At 64.2% G+C, this 24,193-nt stretch carries 24 protein-coding genes; 11 read left to right on the top strand and 13 right to left on the bottom strand.

All coding sequences use genetic code 11. The features are described 5' to 3' along the window. Window positions 1–54: 54 nt before the first annotated feature. A complete protein-coding gene (locus tag EO094_RS12870) occupies window positions 55–720 on the bottom strand; it encodes a hypothetical protein (RefSeq protein ID WP_246008498.1) in 666 nt (221 codons plus the stop codon). Between the two features lie 58 nt (window positions 721–778). On the opposite strand from EO094_RS12870, the gene EO094_RS12865 reads away from it, so the two are divergent. Then, complete coding sequence (locus tag EO094_RS12865) at window positions 779–1,405, top strand: glutathione S-transferase family protein (RefSeq protein WP_128292657.1); 627 nt, start codon at window positions 779–781, stop codon at window positions 1,403–1,405. Here the strand turns inward: EO094_RS12865 and EO094_RS12860 are convergent. Both EO094_RS12860 and EO094_RS12855 read right to left on the bottom strand, forming a co-directional pair. Beyond that, window positions 1,381–2,295, bottom strand: coding sequence for a helix-turn-helix transcriptional regulator (locus EO094_RS12860; protein WP_128292656.1), 915 nt, complete (start codon window positions 2,293–2,295; stop codon window positions 1,381–1,383). The genes EO094_RS12865 and EO094_RS12860 overlap by 25 nt on opposite strands. Before the next feature lie 52 nt (window positions 2,296–2,347). Next, entirely contained in the window at window positions 2,348–3,919 is a 1,572-nt protein-coding gene (locus tag EO094_RS12855) for a trimethylamine methyltransferase family protein (protein ID WP_128292655.1), read from the bottom strand. A gap of 223 nt (window positions 3,920–4,142) precedes the next feature. On the opposite strand from EO094_RS12855, the gene EO094_RS12850 reads away from it, so the two are divergent. After that, the gene (locus tag EO094_RS12850; protein ID WP_128292654.1) at window positions 4,143–4,847 is read left to right on the top strand and encodes a corrinoid protein; all 705 of its coding nucleotides are present in this window, start codon (window positions 4,143–4,145) and stop codon (window positions 4,845–4,847) included. A 161-nt stretch (window positions 4,848–5,008) separates the two neighbouring features. Here EO094_RS12850 and EO094_RS12845 read toward each other — a convergent pair whose 3' ends face one another. From EO094_RS12845 to EO094_RS12835, 3 genes are all read right to left on the bottom strand, one after another. Continuing rightward, window positions 5,009–5,158, bottom strand: a complete 150-nt coding sequence (locus EO094_RS12845) for an entericidin A/B family lipoprotein (RefSeq protein WP_128292653.1) — start codon at window positions 5,156–5,158, stop codon at window positions 5,009–5,011. A 96-nt stretch (window positions 5,159–5,254) separates the two neighbouring features. Next, window positions 5,255–5,572 carry a BrnA antitoxin family protein gene (locus tag EO094_RS12840; protein ID WP_246008497.1) on the bottom strand — a complete coding sequence of 106 codons (318 nt, stop codon included), beginning with the start codon at window positions 5,570–5,572 and terminating at the stop codon, window positions 5,255–5,257. After that, the gene (locus tag EO094_RS12835) at window positions 5,529–5,816 is read right to left on the bottom strand and encodes a BrnT family toxin (RefSeq protein WP_246008496.1); all 288 of its coding nucleotides are present in this window, start codon (window positions 5,814–5,816) and stop codon (window positions 5,529–5,531) included. Before EO094_RS12835 ends, EO094_RS12840 begins: the two co-directional genes overlap by 44 nt. An 81-nt stretch (window positions 5,817–5,897) precedes the next feature. On the opposite strand from EO094_RS12835, the gene EO094_RS12830 reads away from it, so the two are divergent. The 4 genes from EO094_RS12830 to EO094_RS12815 all read left to right on the top strand — a co-directional run bounded on the left by EO094_RS12830 (window position 5,898) and on the right by EO094_RS12815 (window position 10,240). Then, entirely contained in the window at window positions 5,898–6,548 is a 651-nt protein-coding gene (locus EO094_RS12830; protein WP_128292652.1) for a DUF1638 domain-containing protein, read from the top strand. A 122-nt stretch (window positions 6,549–6,670) separates the two neighbouring features. Beyond that, a complete protein-coding gene (locus EO094_RS12825; protein ID WP_128292651.1) occupies window positions 6,671–6,970 on the top strand; it encodes a virulence factor in 300 nt (99 codons plus the stop codon). 126 nt (window positions 6,971–7,096) lie between these two features. Further along, window positions 7,097–8,062 carry a methyltetrahydrofolate cobalamin methyltransferase gene (locus EO094_RS12820; protein WP_128292650.1) on the top strand — a complete coding sequence of 322 codons (966 nt, stop codon included), beginning with the start codon at window positions 7,097–7,099 and terminating at the stop codon, window positions 8,060–8,062. Window positions 8,063–8,221: 159 nt separating this feature from the next. Beyond that, window positions 8,222–10,240 carry an ASKHA domain-containing protein gene (locus EO094_RS12815; RefSeq protein WP_128293381.1) on the top strand — a complete coding sequence of 673 codons (2,019 nt, stop codon included), beginning with the start codon at window positions 8,222–8,224 and terminating at the stop codon, window positions 10,238–10,240. 167 nt (window positions 10,241–10,407) lie between these two features. Here EO094_RS12815 and EO094_RS12810 read toward each other — a convergent pair whose 3' ends face one another. After that, complete coding sequence (locus tag EO094_RS12810) at window positions 10,408–10,596, bottom strand: ribbon-helix-helix domain-containing protein (RefSeq protein ID WP_092809560.1); 189 nt, start codon at window positions 10,594–10,596, stop codon at window positions 10,408–10,410. A gap of 487 nt (window positions 10,597–11,083) precedes the next feature. Here EO094_RS12810 and EO094_RS12805 point away from each other — a divergent pair, with 487 nt between their 5' ends. Then, complete coding sequence (locus tag EO094_RS12805) at window positions 11,084–11,941, top strand: hypothetical protein (RefSeq protein ID WP_128292649.1); 858 nt, start codon at window positions 11,084–11,086, stop codon at window positions 11,939–11,941. Window positions 11,942–12,000: 59 nt separating this feature from the next. On the opposite strand, the gene EO094_RS12800 is transcribed toward EO094_RS12805, so the two are convergent. The 5 genes from EO094_RS12800 to EO094_RS12780 are packed head-to-tail and all read right to left on the bottom strand — an operon-like array spanning window position 12,001 to window position 18,037. After that, window positions 12,001–12,618, bottom strand: a complete 618-nt coding sequence (locus EO094_RS12800) for a class I SAM-dependent methyltransferase (RefSeq protein WP_128292648.1) — start codon at window positions 12,616–12,618, stop codon at window positions 12,001–12,003. Window positions 12,619–12,660: 42 nt separating this feature from the next. Beyond that, entirely contained in the window at window positions 12,661–13,356 is a 696-nt protein-coding gene (locus EO094_RS12795) for a sarcosine oxidase subunit gamma (protein WP_128292647.1), read from the bottom strand. After that, a complete protein-coding gene (locus tag EO094_RS12790) occupies window positions 13,349–16,411 on the bottom strand; it encodes a sarcosine oxidase subunit alpha family protein (protein ID WP_128292646.1) in 3,063 nt (1,020 codons plus the stop codon). Before EO094_RS12790 ends, EO094_RS12795 begins: the two co-directional genes overlap by 8 nt. Continuing rightward, window positions 16,411–16,776, bottom strand: coding sequence for a sarcosine oxidase subunit delta (locus EO094_RS12785; RefSeq protein ID WP_128292645.1), 366 nt, complete (start codon window positions 16,774–16,776; stop codon window positions 16,411–16,413). Before EO094_RS12785 ends, EO094_RS12790 begins: the two co-directional genes overlap by 1 nt. Window positions 16,777–16,786: 10 nt before the next feature. Beyond that, complete coding sequence (locus EO094_RS12780; protein ID WP_128292644.1) at window positions 16,787–18,037, bottom strand: sarcosine oxidase subunit beta family protein; 1,251 nt, start codon at window positions 18,035–18,037, stop codon at window positions 16,787–16,789. A 160-nt stretch (window positions 18,038–18,197) separates the two neighbouring features. Between EO094_RS12780 and EO094_RS12775 the strand changes: the two genes are divergently transcribed. The 4 genes from EO094_RS12775 to EO094_RS12760 all read left to right on the top strand — a co-directional run bounded on the left by EO094_RS12775 (window position 18,198) and on the right by EO094_RS12760 (window position 23,291). After that, on the top strand, window positions 18,198–18,665 hold the full coding sequence (locus tag EO094_RS12775; RefSeq protein ID WP_128292643.1) for a MarR family winged helix-turn-helix transcriptional regulator: 468 nt from the start codon (window positions 18,198–18,200) through the stop codon (window positions 18,663–18,665). A 5-nt stretch (window positions 18,666–18,670) separates the two neighbouring features. Beyond that, the gene (locus EO094_RS12770; RefSeq protein WP_128292642.1) at window positions 18,671–19,978 is read left to right on the top strand and encodes an HlyD family secretion protein; all 1,308 of its coding nucleotides are present in this window, start codon (window positions 18,671–18,673) and stop codon (window positions 19,976–19,978) included. Between the two features lie 2 nt (window positions 19,979–19,980). Further along, the gene (locus tag EO094_RS12765) at window positions 19,981–21,528 is read left to right on the top strand and encodes a DHA2 family efflux MFS transporter permease subunit (RefSeq protein WP_128292641.1); all 1,548 of its coding nucleotides are present in this window, start codon (window positions 19,981–19,983) and stop codon (window positions 21,526–21,528) included. Between the two features lie 113 nt (window positions 21,529–21,641). Further along, the gene (locus tag EO094_RS12760) at window positions 21,642–23,291 is read left to right on the top strand and encodes a tetratricopeptide repeat-containing sulfotransferase family protein (RefSeq protein ID WP_128292640.1); all 1,650 of its coding nucleotides are present in this window, start codon (window positions 21,642–21,644) and stop codon (window positions 23,289–23,291) included. A 136-nt stretch (window positions 23,292–23,427) separates the two neighbouring features. Here EO094_RS12760 and EO094_RS12755 read toward each other — a convergent pair whose 3' ends face one another. Beyond that, window positions 23,428–24,186 (bottom strand): SDR family oxidoreductase, encoded by a 759-nt coding sequence (locus EO094_RS12755; protein ID WP_128292639.1) that lies wholly within the window; start codon window positions 24,184–24,186, stop codon window positions 23,428–23,430. Between the last annotated feature and the right edge of the window lie 7 nt (window positions 24,187–24,193).

Here is a 24,193-nt window from a genome sequence, read left to right as displayed (position 1 = left end):
GAGCAACCGCACAAATCGGTCCGCGACGAACCGGCGTCGGGCGCTCGTCTCTCCTCAGGCCGTTGCGGCGCGGGGCAGGAAGCGCGCAAAAGCCCGCATGTGAAATGCCGTCTCCGCCGGCTGATAGCGGTAAGCGGCGCCGACCGGACAGGCGTTGCGGGCGTGGCAGCCGACGGCGAGACAATCGGCCTCGCGCCTCATGATATGGGCGGCGGCGCAGGCCGCCACGTCATAGGCCGCTTCGCTGACGGCGCCGGCCGGACAGGTTGTGAGACAAGGCTTTTCGGTGCAGCTCTCACACGGCATGTCTGGAGCTGGACGCGGCGGCAGATCGAGACGTTCGGCGAAGAGCAAAGCGGCGCGGTAGGCGTGCCAGAGCCCGTATTCGGGATGGATCAGAATGCCGAGCGGCGACGGCCCGAGCCCTTCCGCTCTCCCCGCCCAGCGCTGGAACGGGCGATGCGGCCGATCGAACGGGTAGAGCGCCTTGCCGCCGAAAGCTTCCGCAACGGGCTCCACCACGTGCTCAGTCCAGCGGTCGAGCGGGTCAGGGCCCTCCCCCGCATGTGGCGCGAAGGCCTGCCACATCGCCGGCCCGGCATTGCCGACGAGGAGGAGCGTGCCGCAGCCGTCGAGCCCCACCTCGTCCTTGTCAGGGTGAAACCCGCCACGCAGGATGAGGCCGTGGCGTCCCAGCCTCGCTGCGATCTCGCTCAGCACCAGCTTGTCTCCCTCTCGCTGCGCAGGTACGTATTCCTGACCTTTTCAGGGGGCAAGCATGATCCTCATCGGCCAATACGATTCCCCTTTCGTGCGGCGCGTCGGCGTGGCGCTCACGCTCTACGACATGCCGTTCGAGCACCGGCCCTGGTCGGTTTTCGGCGATGGCGACAAGATCCGCGCGTACAACCCCTTGATGCGGGTGCCGACCCTCGTCCTCGACAATGGCGACGTCCTCATCGAAAGCCACGCCATCCTCGATTATCTCGACAATCTCGTCGGGGCGGAGCGGGCGATGTTTCCGATCGAAGAGCCGGCGCGCCACCGCGCGATCAAGATCGCCTCGCTCGCCTCAGGGCTCGCCGACAAGGCCGTCAGCCTCATCTACGAATTGCGCCTGCACGGGGAAAAATCCGACATCTGGATGGAGCGCTGTCGCAACCAGATCTCGGGCGTTCTCGCGGCGCTCGAGACCGACCGCAAGCGGCTCGACGCGCCCTACTGGCTCGGCTCTTCGATCGGCCATGCCGACATTTTCGTCGCGACGGCCCTGCGCTTTTTGAGCGAGGCGCATCCGGGTCTCGTCGACATGGCCACCTATCCGGCGCTCAAAGCACATGCGGAACGGCTCGAGGCACTGCCCGCCTTCAAGACGATCTATCAGCCCTTCGACGCGCCGGTCTGAGCAGCCTTCGCGGCATTGATCTTCTTCATGGCGTCGATGACGTCGATGAGCGGCATGTCGATGAAGGCGACGGCTTCTTCCGGCAGCAGCATATCGAGCCCTTTTTCGGCAAAGCGTAAAAGGATCGGGGTCGCGGGCATGTCCTCTTCTGCTTCGAAGAAGAGCTGCGCGGCCTCGTTCGCCTCGATATAGCCGGACTGGCTCGTGCCGTCGGTGAAATGGACGTGCGTGGAGAAGACGAAGCCGTAGGCGTTCTCTTCGTCGATGTTCATCTCCTTCATGAAGTCGCGGCAGGTCGCGATAAGCGCCGGCGAATAACTCTCTCCCAGGTCATCGTCCGGAGATCCGGCGACATCGGCAAGCGCCCGGTAAAGCTCCAGCGGCACGCCTTCGACCTCGGGATAGGCGACGTCCCAATCACTTTCCGGGGGGTCCGCCTCCTCGGGCAAAAGGCTCAACGCCTTGATGTTCGGCTGATTGATGAGAAGCACGCGGTTGTTGAGGGTGGCGAGGGTCAGCCAGCGTCTCTCGCCGATGCCCTCATACACGCGCTCCGTGTTTGCAGCGCTCAGCGGGTACCAACGGCTCGTATCTGATCCCGACAACCGGATGCCGAGATTGCCCCGATAGCCGTCGCTGTCGTTTTGCAGGAGATGATAATGGCTTGAGGCGGGCTTCGTGCCGAGCGGATTGGTGCCCAGAATATCATCGATGGAGACGCCGAAAATCACGGCAAGATCGCGCAATGCGGCGATGCTCGGATGCGCGCGCCCGCCTTCCCAGCGGGCGATCGTCTGCTGCGTGGTGGAAAGGCGCTCCGCGAGTTGCGCCTGTGTCAGCCCCAGCTCCTTGCGGAGGTTTTTGAGGCGTGTGGGATCGAGGTCTGTCATGCGACAGACCTAAATAACACATGATAAGCGTGTCAACACATATTGTGTGTTATCAGCTAAAAGCGTCCGGCATCGAGGCCTTGGTCGTCTCGATAAACTCCTTCAGAGCCTCGTCGATGCCCTCATCGAGCGGCGGCGCCTCGTAATCGGCGAGCCACTTCTTCCACAGCCCATTGGCGCGTTCCTCGGCCGTCTTTGAGCCTTCCGCCAGCCATTGCTCGAAGGAATTGTTGTCGGCGACGGGCGAGCGGTAGAACGCGGTCTCGAAATTCGCCTGGGTATGGGCGCAGCCGAGATAATGGCTGCCCGGTCCGACCTCGCGGATGGCATCCATCGCCTGGCCGTTTTCCGAAAGGTCCACGCCACGCGAGAGCTGCTGCATCATGGCGAGCTGGTCGCAATCCATGACGAATTTCTCATAGGACGAGACGAGCCCGCCTTCGAGCCAGCCCGCCGCATGCAGCACGAAATTCGTGCCGGCCATCACCGTCGGTGTGAGGGTTTGCGCGCTTTCATAGGCCGCCTGCGCGTCGCAGACCTTGGAGGCGCAGAGCGAGCCGCCGGAGCGGAACGGCAGATTGAGGCGGCGGGCGAGCTGCGCCGCGCCGTAAAGCACCAAAGTCGGTTCCGGCGTGCCGAAGGTCGGTGCGCCCGACTGCATCGAGATCGACGAGGCGAAGGTGCCCATGATGACGGGGGCGCCCGGACGGCAAAGTTGCGTGAAGGCGGCACCCGCGAGCACCTCGGCGAGGACCTGCGTGAGCGTGCCCGCCACCGTCACCGGCGACATCGCACCAGCCAGGATGAACGGCGTCACGATCGTGCCCTGGTTCGCCCGCGCATAGGTCTTGAGCGCGCCCAGCATCGTCGCATCGAAGACCATCGGCGAATTGACGTTGATCAGGTTGATCAGGACGCAGTTCTGGTCGACGAACTCCTCCCCGAAGACCATGCGCGCCATCGCGACCGAATCGGCTGCCCGTTCCGGCGCCGTGACGGAACCCATGAAGGGTTTGTCGGAATAGCGGATATGGGCATAGACCATATCGAGATGGCGCTTGTTGACCGGGATATCGACCGGCTCGCACACCGTGCCGCCGGAATGGTGCAGCGCCGGTGCCTGGTAGGCGAGCTTCACGAGGTTCTGGAAATCCTCGATCGTGCCGTAGCGGCGACCATTGTCGAGATCGCGCACGAAAGGCGGGCCATAGACCGGCGCAAACACCGTCGCCTTGCCACCGATTTCGACCGAACGCTCGGGATTTCGAGCATGCTGCGTAAACGTCTGAGGCGCCGTCTTCAGAAGCTCGCGGCACAGACCCTTGGGAAAGCGTACGCGCTCGCCGGAGACGTCTGCCCCCGCCTCGCGCCACATCTCGAGCGCTTCGGGATCTTCGCGGAACTCGATGCCGATTTCTTCGAGCACCGTGTCGGCGTTTTGTTCGATGAGCGCCAGGCCCTCTTCGTCGAGAACCGTCTGCTCCGGGAGGATGCGGCGAATGAAGGGCATCTGGAGAGAGCGCGAGCCGGACCGTTTCGCCCGCCTCGCCTCCGCTCCGCCGCTTGCCCGGCGGCGCCGTCCGCCACGCTCGTCCACACCGGCCGTTTCGTCGGTCGTGCCCATCCTCAGCGCTCCTGCCTCAGCGGAAATCGTCAGCGAAGGCTAGAGCGCCGCTTGCCCGCATGGTCTTCCGCCTGCGGCAGAGTGTGACGCGGCGGGAAAACTCGAAAAATTCCAGGTCGCAGACAAAATCATCTCAGGTCGTGATCAAAGCATTGGCTTGCTCTAAATGTCCGCATGATGCGAAGACGCTTCCACGTGCAAACGCTTGGCAAGGAGCCTGTCTGTGGCCGAAGAGGAAATTGTCCTGTCCGAACTCAGCGATGAGGATCTCGTCGCGCAGATGCACGACGATCTTTACGACGGGCTCAAAGAAGAGATCGAAGAGGGTGTAAACATTCTCCTGGAGCGGGGATGGGCACCTTATGACGTCCTCACCAAGTCGCTCGTGGAAGGCATGCGCATCGTCGGCGAGGATTTCCGGGATGGGATCCTGTTCGTCCCGGAGGTGCTTCTCTCCGCCAATGCCATGAAGGCGGGCATGGGGATCCTGCGCCCGCTGCTCGCCGAAACCGGCGCGCCCAAGATCGGCAAGATGGTGATCGGCACCGTCAAAGGCGACATCCACGACATCGGCAAAAACCTCGTCGCGATGATGATGGAGGGCGCCGGCTTCGAGGTGATCAACATCGGCATCAACAATCCCGTCGAGAATTATCTCGCCGCGATCGAGGAACATCAGCCGGACATCATCGGCATGTCAGCGCTTCTGACGACCACGATGCCGTATATGAAGGTCGTCATCGATACGCTGAAGGAGAAAGGCATCCGCGACGATTACATCGTTCTCGTGGGCGGTGCGCCTTTGAACGAGGAATTCGGGCGCGCGATCGGCGCCGATGCCTATTGCCGCGATGCCGCCGTAACGGTGGAGACCGCCACGGATCTCATCAAACGCCGGCACAATCAGCGGGCCAGCGCAGCCAGCTGAGGCTTGCAGGTGCAGGCCGACAGCTCCGGTTCAAAAGCCTGAGCTGCGGGACGATCCTTACATAAAAAGAGCGGCGCCCGGGCGCCGCTCATTGCGTTCAAGGGGTTGCTCGGCCCGCCAGGCCGCCCCATTCGGGGCGGTCGCACCAGCCGGAAAACTCCTTACGGGTTGCCCTGGACCGTGTCTTCGACGGCGTTGCCGGTTTCCTGAACATCGCGCCCGACACCGCGCACCGTATGCTCGCAGGCGGCCAGGCTCAGGCCGAACGAAGCAAGGACCACGAAAAACACACCACGACGCACAAGATTCATCACTGAACTCCCTGAGGCCGCCACCCCGGCGGCTTTCTTGTGCAACGGCGCCTGAGCGCGATTGGTTCCGGCTCCGATGCGGGCTCGCACACGTCCTCAAGGCTCGCGATGGTGCTCGTAGTATTGCCGCAGAACCGCATTGATGCGCGTCTGGTAGCCACGCCCTTGCGACTTGAACCATTCGAGGACATCCGCATCGATCCTGATCGAGGCGTGGGTCTTCGTGCGCGGCAACGGCACTTCGGTCATGACCCAGTCCGGCGACACCGCATTAAGCGCGTCGTCCGGATCGCTTCCATCCGGCACACCCTGCCGGGCGGCCCGTTTCCAATCCGAACCGACCTCGCCTCGGCTGCGCATCTCCTCCAGGTCATTCGCCGTGAATCGTACGATGCGCTCTTTCTTCTCCGGCATGGGCTCTCCTCATCGAAATCACGCGGAGCACGTCGCCGCGCCACATCCAAATCAACGCGTAATAGGCTCCTTCGATCTTCGCGATCGTCCGCCAGCGCTCTTCTCCATCTCGCGGAGACGGAATGACGACGATTTTCCGGCCATCGAAGAAGAGGGGCGCATCGGCAAAATCGAGGCCTCTGTCGAGCCGCGTTCTCTCTCGCTTCGCCTCATCCCACTCAAAGATGATATCGCCACGCTTCATGTATATACACTTTGTAGCACAGCAAGGCCTACAGAGCAGCAGACTTTGCCGACAGAGCTCAGGAGCTCTATAGAAAGCCCGATGAGCGACATTCGCGCAGACGGCCGAGCGCCGCAGCCGGGCGCGGCGAAAGCCGACGATCTCCTCGTCATCGCCTGCGGTGCGCTGGCGCGCGAGATCGGCGATGTCGTCGAAGCGAACGGCCTCGCCCATGTCCGCCTCACCTGCCTGCCTGCCATCCTGCACAACCGGCCGGAAAAGATCCCGGAAGCCGTCCGAGAGGCGATCCGCAAGGCCCGCGCACAAGGCTTTGAGCGCATCCTCATCGGCTATGGCGATTGCGGGACGGGCGGGCGCCTAGACGAGGTCTGCGCGGCCGAAGGCGTCTCACGCATCGACGGACCGCATTGCTATGCGTTCTATTCCGGCAACGCCCGCTTCGCCGCCCAGGGCGACGCCGATATGGACGCCTTCTTCCTGACCGACTTTCTCGCCCGTCAGTTCGAGGCTTTCGTTATCGAACCGCTCGGCCTCGACCGGCATCCGGAGCTGCGCGACGCCTATTTCGGGCATTACCGCCGCCTCGTCTATCTGGCGCAGCGGCCGGACCCCGTGCTCGAAGAAAAAGCCCGCCAGGCGGCGAACCGCCTCGATCTCGCCTTTGAGATGCGGGTGACCGGCTATGGCGATCTCGCAAGCTTCCTCGGTGCGGCACCGGCAGACGCCGGCTGAAGCACCGCAATTTCCCGTCGATGTTGCGCAAGTCGGCAGAAAGTCGCAATTCGGAGCCGACTTGTCGCGGCCAAGCTCGCTTGCGGCCGGGGCGCTGCAACAATCACCCAGGAGAACAACGAATGGCTCAGCGGATCATCCTGTCATGGCGCGATATTCCGGCTCAGGTGATCATCAAGGCGGGGCGGAAAAGCGCCAAGCGCGAATTGCCGATCCGCTTCACGGAAGCGATCGACCGCTGCGCCATGAAGGTGGGCGCGCGTGATTCCGACGCCTATCTCGCGGAATGGCGCCGCGGCGAGCCGACCCCCTGCGGCGACGATCTCGAGGCGGAGGCGGATGCCTCAGCGGCGTCGATCGAGGCCGATTATCCGCCCGAGCGCCTCAAAGCGCTCGTCGATCAGGAAGGCTTCGAGCGCTGAGATCGCACGGCGCAGGCGGCGCGCTTTTGACGCGCCGGGCGCCTGCCGCTACAGACCAGCCCGAAACGAGGGGCGACACCGCCCGAAAACGGGCCCCGCAACGGGACCAGTGAAGGAAGAGCAGGCATGACACGCACCATCGTCGCTTCGGCCAAAAAGGAGATCGCGATCGGCTTCGACCAGCCCTTCTGCGTCATCGGCGAGCGCATCAACCCGACGGGCCGCAAGAAGCTCGCGGCGGAGATGGTGGAGGGCAATTTCGAGACGGTGAAAGCCGACGCGCTCGCCCAGGTCGCCGCCGGCGCCACGATGCTCGACGTCAATGCCGGCGTCACCGCCGTCGACCCGAACGAGACCGAGCCGCCGCTTCTCGTCGAAACGCTGAAGATCGTGCAGTCGCTCGTCTCCGTGCCGATTTCGATCGACAGCTCCGTGCCGGCCGCCCTGGAGGCGGGGCTCGAAGTGGCCGAAGGCCGCCCCCTCGTCAATTCGGTGACGGGCGAAGAGGATCGGCTCGAAGCGATCCTGCCGCTCATCAAGAAATACAACGTGCCGGTGGTGGCGATCTCCAACGACGAGACCGGCATTTCTGAAGATCCGGACGTGCGCTTCGCCGTCGCCAAGAAGATCGTGGAACGCGCCGCCGATTACGGCATCAAGCCCGAAGACATCGTCGTCGATCCCCTGGTCATGCCGATCGGCGCCATGGGGACGGCCGGACTGCAGGTCTTCGCGCTCGTCAGGCGGCTGCGCGAGGAGCTCAAGGTCAACACGACCTGCGGCGCCTCCAATGTCTCCTTCGGCCTGCCGCATCGCCACGGCATCAACGCCGCCTTCCTGCCGATGGCCATCGCTTCCGGCATGACGTCGGCGATCATGAACCCGGTCCGGCCGCAGGAGATGGAGGCGGTGCGCGCGGCGAACGTCCTCATGGGCACCGACAAGGACTGCATGACCTGGATCCGCTCCTACAAGGACTACCAGCCGGCCGCGGGCGGCACGCCAGCCGCATCACCCGCCCCAGCGGATGGCAGCGGTGGTGGCCGCCGCCGCGGCGGCCGTGAAGCGAGAAGGGCCAGGTCGGGGAGCTGAAGATGGCACGGCGCAACTCCCCTCCCCCTTGCGGGGAGGGGAATCCCGCCCTGCCAACCGCGGGCAGCACAGCGCAAGCCGCACGACCGTGTATTCTCAATCCAGCCCAATCGATCCTGAAACGTGACCGAACCTCAAAAAGACCCCCTCGTCCTGTTCATGCCGTCAGGAAGGCGCGGACGTTTTCCGAAAGGCACGCCCGTCCTCGATGCGGCGCGCCAGCTCGGCGTCTATATCGAGAGCGTCTGCGGCGGGCGCGGTATCTGCGGCCGCTGCCAGATCGAGGCGCAGGAAGGTCATTTCGCCAAGCACGGCATCTCCTCCGCCGCCGACCATCTCTCCGGTGTCACTGAGGCGGAGAACCGCTACGCCGAAAAGCGCGTGCTGACCGAAGGCCGCCGCCTCTCCTGTCAGGCGCTCGTCGAAGGCGATCTCGTCGTCGACGTGCCGCAGGACGTGCAGATCAACCGCCAGATCGTCCGAAAGCGTGCCGAAACGCGGGTGATCGATCGCGATCCGGCGACCCAGCTTTGTTATGTCGAGGTCGAGGAGCCCGACATGGAAAAGCCGCTCGGCGATGCCGACCGGCTCCTCCATGCGCTTGAGAAGGAATGGGGCTTTCAGAAGCCGCGCATCGCCTCGCGCCTCCTGCCGCAGATACAGAAGCTCTTGCGCGCCGGCGAGTGGAAGGTCACCTGCGCCGTCTATACCGACGGACGCGCGGAGGCCGGCGGACCGATCGTGACGGCGATCTTCCCGGGCTTCCACAATGTCGGCTGCGGGCTTGCCGTCGACATCGGCTCGACCACGATCGCGGCCCACCTCACCTCTCTCCTCTCCGGCCGCACGATGGCGTCCGCCGGCGCGCCCAACCCGCAGATCCGCTTCGGCGAGGATCTGATGAGCCGCGTCTCCTATGTGATGATGAACCCGGAAGGCCGGGCGCAGATGACCAAGGCGGTGCGCGACGCGATCGGCGTTCTCATCGCCGAGCTCGTCCAGGGGGCCGGCATCACCGCCGACGACGTTCTCGAAGCGGTCTTCGTCGGCAATCCGATCATGCACCACCTCTTCCTCGGCATCGATCCGACGGAGCTCGGCGGCGCGCCGTTCGCGCTTGCCGTCTCCGACGCGGTCACCTTGGAGGCGCGCGAGATCGGCCTGCCGATCAACGACGGCGCGCATGTCTACGTGCTGCCCTGCATCGCCGGCCATGTCGGCGCCGATGCCGCCGCGGTGACGCTCGCGGAAGGCCCGCATCGCGCCGAAGAAATGACGCTCGTCGTCGATGTCGGCACCAATGCGGAGATCGTGCTCGGCAACAAGGAAAAACTCGTCGCCGCCTCCTCGCCGACGGGACCGGCCTTCGAAGGCGCGGAGATCTCGGGCGGTCAGCGCGCCGCCCCGGGAGCGATCGAGCGTGTCAGGATCGACCGCGAGACGCTGGAGCCGAAGATCAAGGTGATCGGCGGCGATGAATGGTCGAACGAGGAAGGTTTTGAGAAGGTCGCGCGCGATGTCGGCGTCACCGGCATCTGCGGCTCCGGCATCATCGAGGTCGTGGGCGAGATGTATCTCGCCGGCATCATCGACGAAGACGGCGTCATCGACGGCAGTCTTGCGGCGAAGTCGGAGCGAATTCAGCCGACGGGCCGCACCTTCTCTTATCTCCTCTGGCGGGGCGACGAGGCCGCCAAAAGCCAGGAGATCAAAATCCTGCAGACCGACATCCGCGCCATCCAGCTCGCCAAGGCCGCGCTTTATGCCGGCGTGCGCCTGTTGATGGACAAGCTCGGCCTCGAACAGGTCGAGGCGATCAAGCTCGCCGGCGCCTTCGGCTCCTATATTGACCCGACCTACGCGATGGTGATCGGCCTCATTCCCGACTGCCCGATCGACAAGGTGAAGGGTGTCGGCAACGCCGCCGGCACGGGCGCGCGCATGGCGCTCCTCAACCGCTCCTACCGGCGCGAGATCGAGGAGGTCGTCAGAAGGATCGAAAAGATCGAGACGGCGATGGAGCCGCGCTTCCAGGAGCATTTCGTGGCGGCGATGGCGTTCCCCAACAAGGTCGAGGCGTTCCCCCACCTTGCCGGAGCCGTCACGCTGCCGCCGCGCAAGGTGCTCGGCGGAGGCGAAGACGGACGTCCGCGCCGACGCGGCGGGCGCCGGCGCTGAGCCGCCACCTCTGCGTCTGCCCCGCGCGTGCCGAGAGAACTCGCATGGCACAGAAGCCGGACACACGCGTCCCGTGACGATGCGGCAGAGCCGCATCGCCGGCGAAGAAATCGACTGTCTTGGAAGCGTGGGAGCGCGTCAGCGCTCTTCAGCGTCAGCCCCCCGCGTCAACCCTCGGCGCGGCGCGGAATCGCATGTCGCGTCGGGCCGGCCGTTTCGCGGCGCTCACGCCATTCCAGAAGAGCCTCGCGTACCACATCGTTCATCGATTCATAGAGACCGTCCCGAACGGCTTGCTGCAAGATCACAGCGAGCTGTGGCGGAAGAGCGATACTTATCTTCTCGATGGCACTCATGGCTGACTGGCCTTCCTCCAGGACCACCCCGACTAGCCCCTGTTGAGGGGGGTCCGACCTACCGCTTAAGCGACGAGCGGAGATTTACGGGCGATCATGGTCGTATTAGGGCGGATCGACGTCCATTTCCGCCATCAGCTATTTGCCCCTGCGACAAGATTCCTCAAGTATTCATGAGTTCATTCACAGCGCCGTCTGCAAGTCGCAAGCCGCCCTGCGGCACTTGAGAATTTCTACGTGAGAACAACCAGCAGAGTAGCGAACAGCATCGCCCCGTTGCGCGGTCGCTCGGTGCATCTCGGAGGATTGCGTCAGGACCGTTCTTAGCCGTCTTGCCTGTCCGGACACGCGGCATGAAGGGCTGCTCTTTCCCGCACTTTAGAATCAACTTATTTCGCGCGGTGCTGTCACTCTGGCAGCGCTCGATCGCTTCGCTCGCCTGGTGCACCTCGCTGCCGACACATCCCGACACGATCTGGAGACAATCTTGAGTTCTGAGCAAGCTATGAGCGTGGGTACGCTGCTCACGTCGCTGGTCATCGGCTTTCTTGTTTTTATCGCCTACGACACCGTCAAGAAGACGGGCCCTCTCGATGAGGAGCCGATCACGTCGAATAAGGGCTCGATCATGATCTACATGATCTGGCAGGCCGGGATTTCTCTCGTGCTGACGTTCGGCGCGACGCTTCTGACGATCGAAATCTACGGGATATTCGATGGCAATCCGCCGGAAGCCGCCTTCTGGAGCGTGCCGGCCATGTTTGCGCTGGCAGGCGTCGCCTATGCCTACGCCGCGCTGCTTCGTGCAAAAGATGCGGGGCGGACACGCGGCTTCGCGCTTCTCGGGATCGTGCCGATCGCCAATCTCTGGCTCATCTTTGCCTCCCCGAAGAAAGCTCCCGAACGGCCGGCCTATGTCCCGGCATGGCGCATCGTGCGCATCGCCATCGCTCTCGTCGCGGTCGTCATCAGCGTCGGATTGCGCACGTTGCAGGACGAGGCCTCGCGCATGCTTTTCCAGGCACAGGTCGCCGATCGCGTCGAAGAGAGGGTCGCCATCCAGAACGAGCGCCTGCCCAAGCAATTGAATGAGATGACGACGCTGGAAGAGGTGAATTTCGATGCCAGCCAAAAGGAGATCGTCTACCGATATTCGTTCGCATCGTCCGACATCGATGCCGCGTCCATCCAAGCCTGGCTCGCGAATACGATGAAACCGCGCGTCACGCCATCAACGTGTCAGGATCCGGTCGTGGCCGAATTCGGCTGGGTGACGCGCTTCCGGTATCTGGATGCAGACGAAAATCTCGTCGCCGAAATGTCGATCTCGAACGAGGATTGTTGAGGAGGCGGCTGGCGCGCCAGCCGCCCTGCCTGCGCATCGACGACTTTGGCGAGGTCGTCTCAGCCTTTCCGTGCGACGATATAGGGACCATGCGGGTTCGTGCCGAAGACACGTTCGTCGACGATCTCGAAACCCGCCTGGCGGATCGCCTCGCGCAGAGCCGTTTTGGTCAGCGCGTTCGCCTTTGGAAAGAGCCCGAAGGTTCGCAGCCCGAGGAACAGGGCGCGCAGCTTCAGGCTCATATCAGCAAAACACCAGGTTTTGGCGATCATCATCCCGCCGGGCTTCAGATGCGCGTGGATCTCAGCCAGCGTGCCTTCAAGGTCATCGACCAGATGCAGCACCTGGAAGGCGCAGATCGCATCGAACGGACCACCGTCGAAAGCGCTTTGCGCATCGGCGAGAACGAAGCGCAGATTGCCCGGCGCCGGCTTCGCCTTGGCGATGCGCAGCATCTCGGGAGAGAAATCGGTCGCGATCCATTCCGCCACGAAGGGCGCAAGGCGGATCGCCGTTCCGCCCGTGCCGCAGCCGATCTCCAAGACGCGGTCCGTCGGCGCAAACCGGCCGGACGCGTCGGCCAGCATCGCTTCATAAGCTTCCGGATCCTTGATCGGCCGCGCCGCATAGCGCTCGGCGATCTTGTCCCAGAAGCTCGCATGTGCCGTCTGTGTCATCGCCTGCCCCCCGCCGCGATCACGCTGTGGCGCCGAAGGCGCTCACGCTTTCTTTGAATGCACGCTCTCGGTGAGGAAGGTTTCGTCGGCTGCCGGGATTTGTTCCGGCACGCCCCATTCGCGTCCGGCATCGGCGAGCACGCACCACAGATAATCCGCCATCGACCAGCGCACATAAAGGCGGAAGCGTGCGGTCTCCTCCTCCCCGTGCTCCAGCCACAGCCAGCCCTGGGCGCGCGCGAAATTGGAGCCCGCGACATGCCCGACCGGAAAGCCGCACGGATGCAGATCGAGCGTCGTCAGCTTCATCAAGGCTTCGCGCGCCTTGCGGCCAGAGATCTCGATCGCGGTGTAATAATCGCTGACATCGACGAGCTGGTGGTGCTGACCCGCGAGGCCTTTTTCCACCGCCTCGGCAAAGGCTGCAGCCTCCGCCTCTGGCACCAGAAGCAGGAATTCGTCGGGTCCGAGCCAGAAGACGACCCGCTCGCCGTTGACGACGGACATCAATGGCGCGGCCGGCAGATCGAGACCCGCGGCTTCGCGAAACGCCTCTCCCCCGCTCGCCGGATCGAGCCGCAGAATGAACTTCCCCGCAAACGGCATTTCGGCCAGGCGCAGCGTTCCGGGCGCCCCTTCCACGGGCTGACGCAGCGCCAGCGGCGTGCGCCTCTCAGGCGGGGTCAGGCCTTCAGGCGGCGCCGCAGCTTCAGACGACTTCGTCGCATTCTCAGCCATGGCCGCCCTCCCGGCGCACCGCTTGCGGCAGCGCGCCCTTTGCCTTCAAATCCAGGAAGTCGATCTCCGTCACGCGCACCGGCACGGTCGGCTCGCCGCCGCGCGTGGCAAAAATCCGATCGCCGATCCGACCGCCGCCCCCGGAGACGAGCGCAAGCGCGATCGAACGGCCGATATTGGGGCTGTAATAGCTCGACGTGACATGCCCCAGAACCGGCACGGGCGGTTCGGGCTCGTTGCGACGCTCGATCAGATGGGCGCCTTCTTCCAGAACGAGATCGGGGTCTTCCGTCAAAATGCCGACGAGCTGGCGGCGATCCGTCCGCACCGTATCGGAGCGAAACAGCGAGCGGCGGCCAATGAAATCGCCGTTCTTCTTGACGATCCAATCCATTCTGAGATCGCCGGGCGTGACCGTCCCGTCGGTGTCCTGGCCGACGATGACAAAACCCTTTTCGGCGCGCAGGAGATGCATCGCCTCCGTGCCATAGGGCGTGATGCCGTGCCTGGCGCCCTTCTCGATGATCTGCCGCCACATCCAGCGCCCATAGGTCGCCGGAATATTGATCTCGTAAGACGTCTCGCCGGTGAACGAGATGCGGAAAACCCGCACCGGAATGCCGCCCATGGTCGCGTCTCGCCAGTCCATGAACTTGAAGCGCTCGGGATCGGCATCGAAATCGTCGAGAAGCTCGGCCATCAGCGCCGGGGATTTTGGTCCGCAGATCGAGGCGACGGCCCATTGTTCGGTGACGGAGGTGAGGAAGACCTTCAGATCTGGCCATTCCGTCTGCAGATAATCCTCGAGCTTGGCGAGAACCGAAGCCGCGCCGCCCGTCGTCGTCGTCATGTGGAAGTGATCGTCGGCGATGCAGGCGGTCACGCCATCATCGGCGACCATGCCATCCTCGCCGAGCATCAGCCCATAGCGGCAGCGGCCGGGCGCAAGCTTCGACCAGGAATTGGTGTAGACGCGGTTCAAAAACTCGCGCGCATCCGGCCCCTTCACGTCGATCTTGCCGAGCGTGGAGGCGTCGAGAACACCGCAATCGGTGCGTGCCGCACGGGCCTCGCGCTGCACCGCCTGGAAGAAATCCTCGCCCTCGCGCGGATAGGCCCGCGGGCGCAGCCAATCGCCGACGGGCTCGAAGACCGCGTCACGACGGCGATGCCAGCCATGCATCGGCGTCGTCCGCCGCGGGGCGAAATGGGGCCCGACATGCTGACCGGCGATCGCCGCAAACGTTACCGGCTTATAGGGCTGGCGGAACGTCGTCGTGCCGACGGCCGGCAGTTCCTCGCCGCGCTCGTTGGCGATGAAGGCGAAGGCGTTCAGATTGGCGATCTTGCCCTGGTCATTGCCCATGCCGGTGGTGGTGTAGCGCTTGGCATGCTCCACCGCCTGATAGCCCTCTTGCAGAGCAAGCCGCAGATCTTTCGTGGTCACGTCGTCCTGAAGATCGATCCAGGCACGACGGCGGTGCGGCGGCAGATGCGAGGGCATCTCCGGCATCACCTTCAAATGGCCCTGGCCGAGTTCCACGCCATCGACGTCCGGAACCGTCACATCGCCGGAATCAAAGCCTGCCTGCGCCGCCGCTTCCACACCGGCGCGCGCGCCTTCGGCCAACACGTCGGTGAGCGCATAGGTGCCGTTGCAGGCGCCGGCCGAGCGCTCTTTCTGCCAGGAGCGGCCGGGACGGAAGGCGGCGAGTTCGGAATCGTAGCGCAGCTTGCCGCGCGACTGCGAAAACAACGCCGCGTTCGGCGCATAGCCGCCCGCAACCGCCAGAAGATCGCACCCGATATGGGAGAAACTCGTGCCCACGCTGCCGTCGCGATGCAGCGGGCGCACCTCGACCTGACTGACGCGGTGGCGGCCGGAGGTGCCGACCACCGTCGAGCTCGCATGGATCGGAATGCCGAGCCGTGCCGCCTCTGCCATATGCTCGCCGGAGAGATCGGAGCGCACATCGATGATGCCGGCGATCTCCGCACCATTGCGGGCCAGATCGAAGGCCGTCACCCAGCCGGTATCGTTGTTGGTGAAGATCGCGGGCCTTTTGCCGGCAAGCACGCCGTAGCGGTGCAGGAAAGTGCGCGCCGCACTTGCGAGCATGATGCCCGGACGGTCGTTTTCGTGAAAGACGAGCGGGCGCTCCAGCGCGCCGGTCGCCAGCACCACCTCCCTCGCCCGCACCCGCCACAGGCGCTGGCGCGGCAGATGGCCGAGGCGCTTCTCCTTCGGCAGATGGTCGGAGACCTTCTCCCAAAGACCCAAGAAATTGTTGCCGTAATAGCCGAAGGCGTTGGTGCGGGTGAGGATCGTCACCTCGGGCAGCGCGGCAAGCTCGTTCTGGATGTCGGCCACCCATTGCGCCGGCTGTACGCCGCCGAGCGACAGCTTCTCGGGATCACGCGACAGAATAGAGCCGCCGAGGCGGTCCGTCTCTTCGACCAGGATGACGCGCGCGCCGGAGCGTCCGGCGGCAAGGGCTGCCATCAGGCCGGCAGGGCCGGCTCCCACGACGACGACGTCGCAGTGACGGTTGACGGTCTCGTAGCGGTCGGGATCGCCCGCCTCCGGCGCACGCCCGAGGCCCGCGAAGGCGCGGATCAGCGGCTCGAACAGCGCAGTCCAGGTGCCCGGAGGGCCCTTGAATGTCTTGTAGTAGAAGCCCGCCGGCATGAAGCGCCAGAACGGATCGAGGATGCCGCCGATATCCGTACCGAGAGACGGCCAGCAATTCTGCGAGCTCGCCACAAGACCGTCGTAGATTTCCTGCTCGGCAGCGCGTGTGTTGGGATCGAAGCGCTTGGAATCGACGCCGATCGCGACAAGGCCTGCCGGATCGGCGGAGCCTGCCGCGTAGATGCCGCGCGGACGGTGATATTTGAAAGACCGCGCCACCATGTGACGGCCATTGGCGATCAAGGCCGAGGCGAGCGTGTCGCCCGGATGGCCGTGATAGGAAATGCCGTCATAGGTGAAACGGATGGTGCGCGAACGCTGGACGAGACCACCCTGCGGCGTGCGGAACGGCTGCTTCGACATCACTCGGCCTCGCCCGGCTGCATCACCTTGACGGCATCATTGCCCGAGCCGATCGGCGCTTCGCCGCACGGCGTCGCGGGCAGCTTCGCCTGCACCTCCGGAGCCCTCTCGCCGATCTTATAGACGGCGAGGATCTCGTCGGTCGCGGTGTTCCTCAGCATGTTGAAGAAGCGGCGGCAGCCGGCGGAATGCACCCAGCGCTCGGCGAGAACGCCTTTCGGGTTCGATCGCATGAAGACGAAGTCGGCCCATTCGGCATCGCTCATATCCTCGCGCCATTCCGGCCGGGCGATATGGGCCTCGCCGCCATAGGAAAATTCGGACTGGTCGCGCGCGCCGCAATAGGGGCAGGAGATCACAAACATCGGGCTTCTCCTAATGCGCGACGGCTGCCGCGCCGTGCTCGGCCACGAGGTTGCCGGTGACGAAGCGCTCCAGCGTGAACGGTGCGGCGATCGCGTTCGGCTCGTCATTGGCGACGAGATCGGCCAAAGCGTGACCGGACCCCGGCGTCGCCTTCCAGCCACCGGTGCCCCAGCCGCCGTCGACATAGAAGCCCTTCACCGGCGTCTTGGAAATGATCGGCGAGGCATCCGGGCAGACATCGACGATGCCGCCCCACTGGCGCATCATCCGAACCCGCGAAACGAACGGGAAGAGCTCGATCAGCGCCGCCATCTGATGCTCGATGATGTCGAAGGAGCCGCGCTGCGTATAGGACAGATAAGGATCGATGCCGGCGCCGATAACAAGCTCGCCTTTCGAGGACTGGCTCATATAGACATGCACGGCATTCGACATGACCACACATGGCAGAACCGGCTTCAAAGGCTCGGAGACGAGCGCCTGCAGCGGATGACTTTCGATCGGCAGGCGCAGGCCGAGCATGCCGGCGATCACCGAGGTGTGGCCGGCCGTGACGCAGGCGACCTTTTCGGTCGCGATCGTGCCGCGCGTCGTGCGCACGCCCGTGATCACGTCCTTATCCGTGTCGATGCCCGTCACCTCGCATTGCTCGATGATGTCGACACCCATATCGGAGGCGGCGCGCGCAAAACCCCACACGACGGCATCATGTCGATTGACGCCGCCGTCGCGCTGCAACGTGGCGCCGATCACCGGATAACGGGCGTCCGCCGCCACCGAAATCGGCGGGCAAAAGGCCTTCACTTCCTTGGCTTCCAGCCACTCGGCCTGGACACCGTTCAAGCGGTTCGCTTCCACGCGGCGCTTCAGCTGGCGCGCCTCGCCCTCATCATGGGCGAGATTGAGAACACCGCGGTGGCTCATCATGATGTTATAGTTGAGCTCGCGCGACAGATCCTTCCACAAGGTCAGCGCGTGATTGTAGAGCGCAGCCGACGCATCATAGAGATAGTTGGAGCGGATGATGGTGGTGTTGCGGCCGGAATTGCCGCCGCCGATCCAGCCCTTTTCCACGACGGCGATGTTGGTCATGCCGTGGAGCTTGGCGAGATAATAGGCGGTCGCCAGCCCATGGCCGCCGCCGCCGATGATCACCGCATCGTAGGAGGGTTTAGGCTCCGCTTTGCGCCACGCGGGCTGCCAGCCCTTGTGGCCGCTCAGGCCTTCTCGAATGAGGCGGACGACGTTGTAGCGCTGCATGAAAGCCGTTTAGCCGCCGCAGGCGTTAAGGGCAAATGCACGAGCGACGTCCGATTGTCGCTCTACGCCCTTTTCGCCTTATCCGACTACGCCATTTGGATGAGGTCCCTTACGGACATTTCATTTGCACATTATAAGCACGCTTATTATATGCCTGACCATGGAGCACAAAACCTCACTCGGATTTCTGATCACGGATGCGGCGCGCCTGCTCAGGCGGCGCTTCGAACAGAGTTCACGGCAGTTCGGCATGACCGCGGCGCAACTTCACATCTTGGGGCGCCTTTCCAAGATCGAAGGCATCAACCAGGCCGGTCTTGCGGCACTTCTCGACATGGAGCCGATCACCGTCTGCCGTCACGTCGATCGCATGGAGACTGCTGGCCTCATCGAACGCCGTCAGGATCCGAACGATCGGCGCGTCCGCACGCTGCACATCACAGACAAGGGACGTGAGCTTTTGCCGGACATGCGCAATCTCGCAAACGAGATCTTCGAGGAAGCGCAAAACGGTCTCTCGGAGGGGACACGCGCGACCCTGCTTACCGCGCTCGAACGAATTGTCAGCAATCTGTCGGAACGGCCCGGGGAAGAGGTCGAACCGCAGCGTCAGCATGTGGAAGCCTGAAGCCTATGAGTGAAGATTTAAAGCCACGTGAGGAGCCGCTCTTCCCCGACGACGACGTCGCGGATGCGCGCCCATCCAAAGCTCCGGCACAAAACCGGGTGGACGAGACGAACGACGAGGACGAAGGCTCCAGCGAAGTGTTGGAAGCCTTGGACAGTCGCGAACAGAATCCTGCCCCACCCGAACCCGAAAAGAAGCGGCCGCGCAAGAAGCGGGTGGCGCTGATGATCGCGCTGCCGCTCGCCCTTGCCATCGGCGGCGGCTATTTCTGGCTGACCTCCGGACGCTACATCTCGACCGAAGACGCCTATGTCCAGCAGGACAAGGTCAATGTCGTGCCGGAAGTCGCCGGGCGCATCGTCAAGGTCGGGGCCGGCGAGAACCAACCCGTGACGACCGGTGATCTCCTCTTTGCCATCGACGATGCGCAGTATCGCGTCGCCGTCGATCAGGCCAAAGCGGCGGTCGCCTCTGCCCGCCTCGAGGTGGAGCGCATGAAAGCCGCCTACGCCTCGGCGGTCGCGGATAAGGAATCGGCGGATCAGTCTCTCACCTTCGCCGAGGACACGTTCAATCGCCAGGACCGCCTGCACGATCGCGGTTTCGTCTCGCAATCGGCCCTCGACAAGGCGCGCCTCGATCTGCAGCAGGCGCAGGCGAAGGCCCGGTCAGCCGAGCAGAGCGTGATGAGTGCCAAGGCGGCGCTTGCCGGCAATCCCGACATCGCGACCGACGATCATCCGGAAGTCATGCAGGCCCTCGCAAAGCTGGAAGCAGCCGAGCTCGACCTCGATCACACCGTGGTGACGGCGCCGGCGAACGGCATCGTCAGCCAGACGGACCGGCTGCGCGTCGGCCAGTACGTCACCTCCGGCACGTCGGTCCTGAGCCTCGTGGAGACCGACGAAGTCTGGGTCGAAGCGAATTACAAGGAAACCGAGCTCACCTATATGCGTGAGGGCCAGCCCGTCGAAATCGACGTCGACACCTATCCCGACCATCCGCTGAAAGGCCGGGTGGCGAGTGTCGGCGCGGGCACCGGTTCGGAGTTTTCGCTTCTGCCGGCGCAGAACGCCACCGGCAATTGGGTGAAGGTCGTCCAGCGCATCCCGGTGCGCATCGCAATCGCCGATCTGCCGAAAGACGTCCCCCTGCGCACCGGCATGAGCGTCAGCGCCACCGTCGATACCGGCCGCTCGCCGGAACTGCCAGAGTTCGTCGAAAAAGGCCTCGCCTTTCTCGGCTTCGATTTTCCCACCACCACGGCCCAGGCGCATGAGACGGTCGCGGCCCAGGGTGTGACGCAGCACTGACCATGGCCACTTCCACGACCCAGGACGCGGCGGCCCCTGCGGCGCCGCGCGAGATCAATCGCCCCATGGTGACGGTGTTCATCATGCTGGCGACGATCATGCAGATCCTCGACACGACCATCGCCAACGTGGCGTTGCCGTCCATGCGCGGCAGCCTCGGGGCGACGCAGGATCAGGTCACCTGGGTCTTGACCTCGTACATCGTCGCCGCCGCGATCATGACGCCGGTCACCGGCTGGCTGTCGGATCGCTACGGCACGCGCGAGCTGTTTCTCGGCAGCGTCGTCGGCTTCACGGCCACCTCCATGCTCTGCGGTCTCTCGACCAGCCTCGAAATGATGGTCGTCTTCCGCGTCCTACAGGGATTGTGCGGCGCTGCCCTCGTGCCGCTCTCACAGGCGGTGCTCCTCGACATCAATCCGAAGGAGAAGCACGGCCAGGCGATGGCGATCTGGGGCGCCGGCATCATGATCGGCCCGATCATCGGCCCGACGCTCGGAGGCTGGCTCACGGACACCTTCGACTGGCGCTGGGTGTTTTTCGTCAACCTGCCCGTGGGCATCGTCGCCTTCATCGGCATGCTGGTCTTTCTCCCGGATACGGAGCGCCGGCATCGCGGCTTCGATTTCTTCGGCTTTGCGATGCTCGCCATCGCCATCGGCGCTCTTCAGATGCTGCTCGACCGCGGCGAACAGGTGGAATGGTTCTCTTCGCCCGAAATCTGGATCGAACTCGGCCTGACGATCTCCGGCCTGTGGATTTTCATCATCCACGCCCTGAGCACGGAGCATCCGTTCCTCGACCTCAAGATCTTCAAGGACCGCAATCTCGTCACCGGCCTCGTGCTGATCTTCATGGTCGGCATGATCCTGCTCGCCGCCCTCGCCCTTCTGCCGCCGATGCTGCAGAACATCATGGGTTATCCGGTGGTGACGACAGGTCTCGTTCTGGCCCCCCGCGGCGTCGGTACGATGATCTCCATGATCGTCGTCGGACGGCTCGTGCAGCGGGTCGATCCGCGCATCCTGATCTTCTGCGGCCTGTGCCTCACCGCGTATTCGCTGCATCAGATGAGCAGCTTCACCCCGCTGATGGACAACCATCTGCTCATCTCGAGCGGCATCATCCAGGGATTGGGGCTCGGGCTCGTCATGGTGCCTCTCTCCACCGTCGCCTTCGCGACCCTGGAGCCGCGCTTCCGCACGGATGGCGCCAGCCTCTTCAGTCTGTTGCGCAATATCGGCTCGAGCGTCGGCATTTCCGTCGTCACGACGGTGCTCGCCCACAACGTCCAGATCAACCACGCCGAACTCGGCGCGCATATCACGCCGTTCAACCCGATGCTCGATCAGGCGGCGAGTTCGCTCGGGGCGAGCCGCGAGACGGCGATCGCCGTCCTTAGCCAGAGCATCAACCAGCAGGCCATGATGATCGCCTATATCGACGACTTCAAACTGATGATGTTGATCACGCTCGCTGTGCTCCCGCTCATCCTCTTCATGCGCAAACCGCAGCATATGGGCGGCGGTGGGATGGTCGCCGCGGACTGAGCCGGCCCCGGCGCCATCACTATTTCTGAAGGGAAACGCACGGTTTCCAAAAAGCCCGTGCGGCTTCCCACCCGTCGATTGACAAGCATGCCGGGATTCATCTTCATACATCCATGACCCACGACAATTCGCATTCGGCCGACGGCAAGCAGCGGCGCTCGCCGGAGGAAAAGCGTGCCATGGCCGCCTCCATCGTTGCCAAAGGTGCAGGCTTTGAGCGCGCCGGACGGCTCGATGCGGCACTCGCCCATTATCGTCAGGCCCAGACGCTTTTGCCTCGGGACGCACAGATCAATTTTGCGATCGGGCGCATCTTCCTCGGGGTCGGCCGCCCGGCCGACGCGATCGAACCGCTGAAGACGGCCGTCGCCGCCAAACGCAAGGAGCCCGAACCGCGCCATCTTCTCGGCCTCGCCTATCTGGAAAGCGGCGATATCAGTTCCGCCCTCCGCCAGCTCAAGGAGGCGGTTTCGCTCGCGCCCAAGGCGCCGGCGCTTCTGTCTGCCCTCGGCAGCGCCTATCTGCGCGCCGGCGACGCCGACAAGGCGGAAGAGATGCTGCGCCGGGCGGCCGAGCTCAATCCGCGCGACCCGACGGCAAAGCTCAGGCTCGCGGGCCTTGTGCTCTATCGCGGACGCAATGCCGACGCCGAAAAACTCTACCGGGACATGCTCGCCTCTGGCGACAGACGCCCCGTCGTCTATGCCGGCCTGCTGGAAGCCGGCCGCTTTGAGGCCGAACCGCCGGAATATGCCGACATCGAAGCGATGGCCGAGGACGCAAAGCATCCAAAGGTCGAACGGCGGATGCTGCATTTCGGCCTTTCCGGCCTCGACCGACGGCTGAAGCGGGAAGAGAAATCCTTCGCCCATGCGACCGCCGGCAATGCCCTGCTGCCGGAATTCGATCTCGGCTATTTCGCCGAGATGGTGGCGGCCTTCAAAGAGGCGGTGACGCCCGACTTCTTCTCAGAGCGCCGCAGCATCGGCCACGACAGCGAGGTGCCGGTTCTGATCTTCGGCATGCCGCGCTCGGGCACCAGCCTCATGGAGCAGATCGTCACCGCGCATCCGCAGGCGGCGGCTGCAGGCGAGCTCCCCTTCTTTCAGCGCGCGGTCTCCGAACTCGGCATCCGCTTCACGCGAGAGCGCAACGCCGTGCCGCCAGAAAAGCTCGCCGCACATCTGCACAGTCTCGATGGGGCACAGCTGTCGCGCATCGCGCCCCTCTACCTGGAGCGGCTCAAACAGATCGCGGGACCTGCGGCGCGCATCACCGACAAGACGCCGCACAATTTCCTGCATCTCTGGCTGATCGCCCTTCTCTTCCCCAAGGCGCGCTTCATTCACGCCAGGCGCGATCCGATGGCGACCTGCTTTTCCTGCTTCACCACCGATCTCGGGGACTGGCACGCCTATCGGCGCGATCTCACTACGCTCGGGCGCTATTATGGGCTCTATGAAGAGCTCACCGCGCACGTCACGACGGTGCTGCCGCAGACGGTGTTCGAATGCCGCTATGAAGAGCTCGTCGGAGATCCGGAAAACGCCGCGCCGAAGCTCGTCGATGCGGCCGGCCTCCCCTGGGATCCGCGCTGCCTTGCCTTCCACGAAAGCAAGCGCCTCACGCAGACTGCCTCGCATGCGCAGGTGCGGGAGCCCGTGCATACCAGGCGCGTCGAAGCCTGGCGCGCCTACGAAGCCTATCTCGAGCCGCTGAAAGCCGCGCTTTCCGAAACAAAGGCCGGTGCGCGCGCGGCCTGAGCCTCCGCGCCTGACGCCGTCATCCGGGAGGGGCCACGCGCGTCCTCTCTGGCCCCGACACAGCCGGGACCAGGGAAAGTTCAGTGAGGACTGCCGAACAGTGCGCGTTCGCTCCGAAGACGCCCGATGGCCGCTGTCAGCCGCGGCCGACGAACGGCATCTTGGTCGCCATCACCGTCATGAAGAGGATGTTGCTGGACAGAGGCAGCGACGCCATGTGCAGGACGGCATCCGCCACCTCGCGCGCATCCATGAGCGGCTCGACGGCGACGCTGCCGTTCGCCTGGGGCACCCCCTTTGCCTGGGCCGCCGCCATATCGGTTCCCGCATTGCCGATATCGATCTGGCCGCAGGCGATGTCGAAGGGCCGCCCGTCGAGAGCGAGCGTTTTGGTCAGACCCGTGATCGCGTGCTTCGACGCGGTATAAGGCACGCTGCCCGGCCGCGGCGCATAGGCCGAAATCGAGCCGTTGTTGATGATGCGGCCGCCCTGCGGCTTCTGCCGCCGCATCAGGGCGAAGGCACCACGTGCGCACAGGAAGGAGCCGGTCAGATTGATGTCGACGACCTTCTTCCATTCTGCGACCGGAATCTCGTCGATCGGCGCGCCCGGCGTGTTTGCCCCGGCATTGTTGAAGAGAAGATCGAGCCGGCCGTAAGCCTCCTCGATCTTCCCGAACAAGGCATCGACGGATTGCGGATCCGCGACATCGGCCGGCACGACCAGCGCATCCCCCTCGTCGGCTTCCGCAAGCGCAACCGTTTCCTTCAAGGGCGCCTCGCGCCGGCCGGTCAGCACGACCTTCCAGCCCGCCATCAAAAAGGCCGAAGCGGTTTCCCTGCCGATGCCGGACCCGGCGCCGGTGACGAGTGCGATCTTTGCGGCTTCCGCCATGCTGTTT

Origin of the sequence: Afifella aestuarii (assembly GCF_004023665.1) — a bacterium.
Lineage (GTDB): Bacteria > Pseudomonadota > Alphaproteobacteria > Rhizobiales > Afifellaceae > Afifella > Afifella aestuarii.
Note: the sequence above shows the minus strand (reverse complement) of the source record. Positions and strands in the feature narration are given on the sequence as shown.

Bases quoted from the DNA above. Each gene is read 5' to 3' on its own strand.
- EO094_RS12845 (WP_128292653.1), bottom strand. From the start codon at position 5,158: ATGAATCTTGTGCGTCGTGGTGTGTTTTTCGTGGTCCTTGCTTCGTTC.
- EO094_RS12755 (WP_128292639.1), bottom strand. From the start codon at position 24,186: ATGGCGGAAGCCGCAAAGATCGCACTCGTCACCGGCGCCGGGTCCGGC.
- EO094_RS12860 (WP_128292656.1), bottom strand. From the start codon at position 2,295: ATGACAGACCTCGATCCCACACGCCTCAAAAACCTCCGCAAGGAGCTG.
- EO094_RS12810 (WP_092809560.1), bottom strand. From the start codon at position 10,596: ATGAGTGCCATCGAGAAGATAAGTATCGCTCTTCCGCCACAGCTCGCT.
- EO094_RS12765 (WP_128292641.1), top strand. From the start codon at position 19,981: ATGGCCACTTCCACGACCCAGGACGCGGCGGCCCCTGCGGCGCCGCGC.
- EO094_RS12840 (WP_246008497.1), bottom strand. From the start codon at position 5,572: ATGCCGGAGAAGAAAGAGCGCATCGTACGATTCACGGCGAATGACCTG.
- EO094_RS12760 (WP_128292640.1), top strand. From the start codon at position 21,642: ATGACCCACGACAATTCGCATTCGGCCGACGGCAAGCAGCGGCGCTCG.
- EO094_RS12855 (WP_128292655.1), bottom strand. From the start codon at position 3,919: ATGGGCACGACCGACGAAACGGCCGGTGTGGACGAGCGTGGCGGACGG.
- EO094_RS12795 (WP_128292647.1), bottom strand. From the start codon at position 13,356: ATGGCTGAGAATGCGACGAAGTCGTCTGAAGCTGCGGCGCCGCCTGAA.
- EO094_RS12835 (WP_246008496.1), bottom strand. From the start codon at position 5,816: ATGAAGCGTGGCGATATCATCTTTGAGTGGGATGAGGCGAAGCGAGAG.
- EO094_RS12815 (WP_128293381.1), top strand. From the start codon at position 8,222: ATGCCGTCAGGAAGGCGCGGACGTTTTCCGAAAGGCACGCCCGTCCTC.
- EO094_RS12785 (WP_128292645.1), bottom strand. From the start codon at position 16,776: ATGTTTGTGATCTCCTGCCCCTATTGCGGCGCGCGCGACCAGTCCGAA.
- EO094_RS12790 (WP_128292646.1), bottom strand. From the start codon at position 16,411: ATGTCGAAGCAGCCGTTCCGCACGCCGCAGGGTGGTCTCGTCCAGCGT.
- EO094_RS12800 (WP_128292648.1), bottom strand. From the start codon at position 12,618: ATGACACAGACGGCACATGCGAGCTTCTGGGACAAGATCGCCGAGCGC.
- EO094_RS12820 (WP_128292650.1), top strand. From the start codon at position 7,097: ATGACACGCACCATCGTCGCTTCGGCCAAAAAGGAGATCGCGATCGGC.
- EO094_RS12775 (WP_128292643.1), top strand. From the start codon at position 18,198: ATGGAGCACAAAACCTCACTCGGATTTCTGATCACGGATGCGGCGCGC.
- EO094_RS12830 (WP_128292652.1), top strand. From the start codon at position 5,898: ATGAGCGACATTCGCGCAGACGGCCGAGCGCCGCAGCCGGGCGCGGCG.
- EO094_RS12865 (WP_128292657.1), top strand. From the start codon at position 779: ATGATCCTCATCGGCCAATACGATTCCCCTTTCGTGCGGCGCGTCGGC.
- EO094_RS12825 (WP_128292651.1), top strand. From the start codon at position 6,671: ATGGCTCAGCGGATCATCCTGTCATGGCGCGATATTCCGGCTCAGGTG.
- EO094_RS12780 (WP_128292644.1), bottom strand. From the start codon at position 18,037: ATGCAGCGCTACAACGTCGTCCGCCTCATTCGAGAAGGCCTGAGCGGC.
- EO094_RS12770 (WP_128292642.1), top strand. From the start codon at position 18,671: ATGAGTGAAGATTTAAAGCCACGTGAGGAGCCGCTCTTCCCCGACGAC.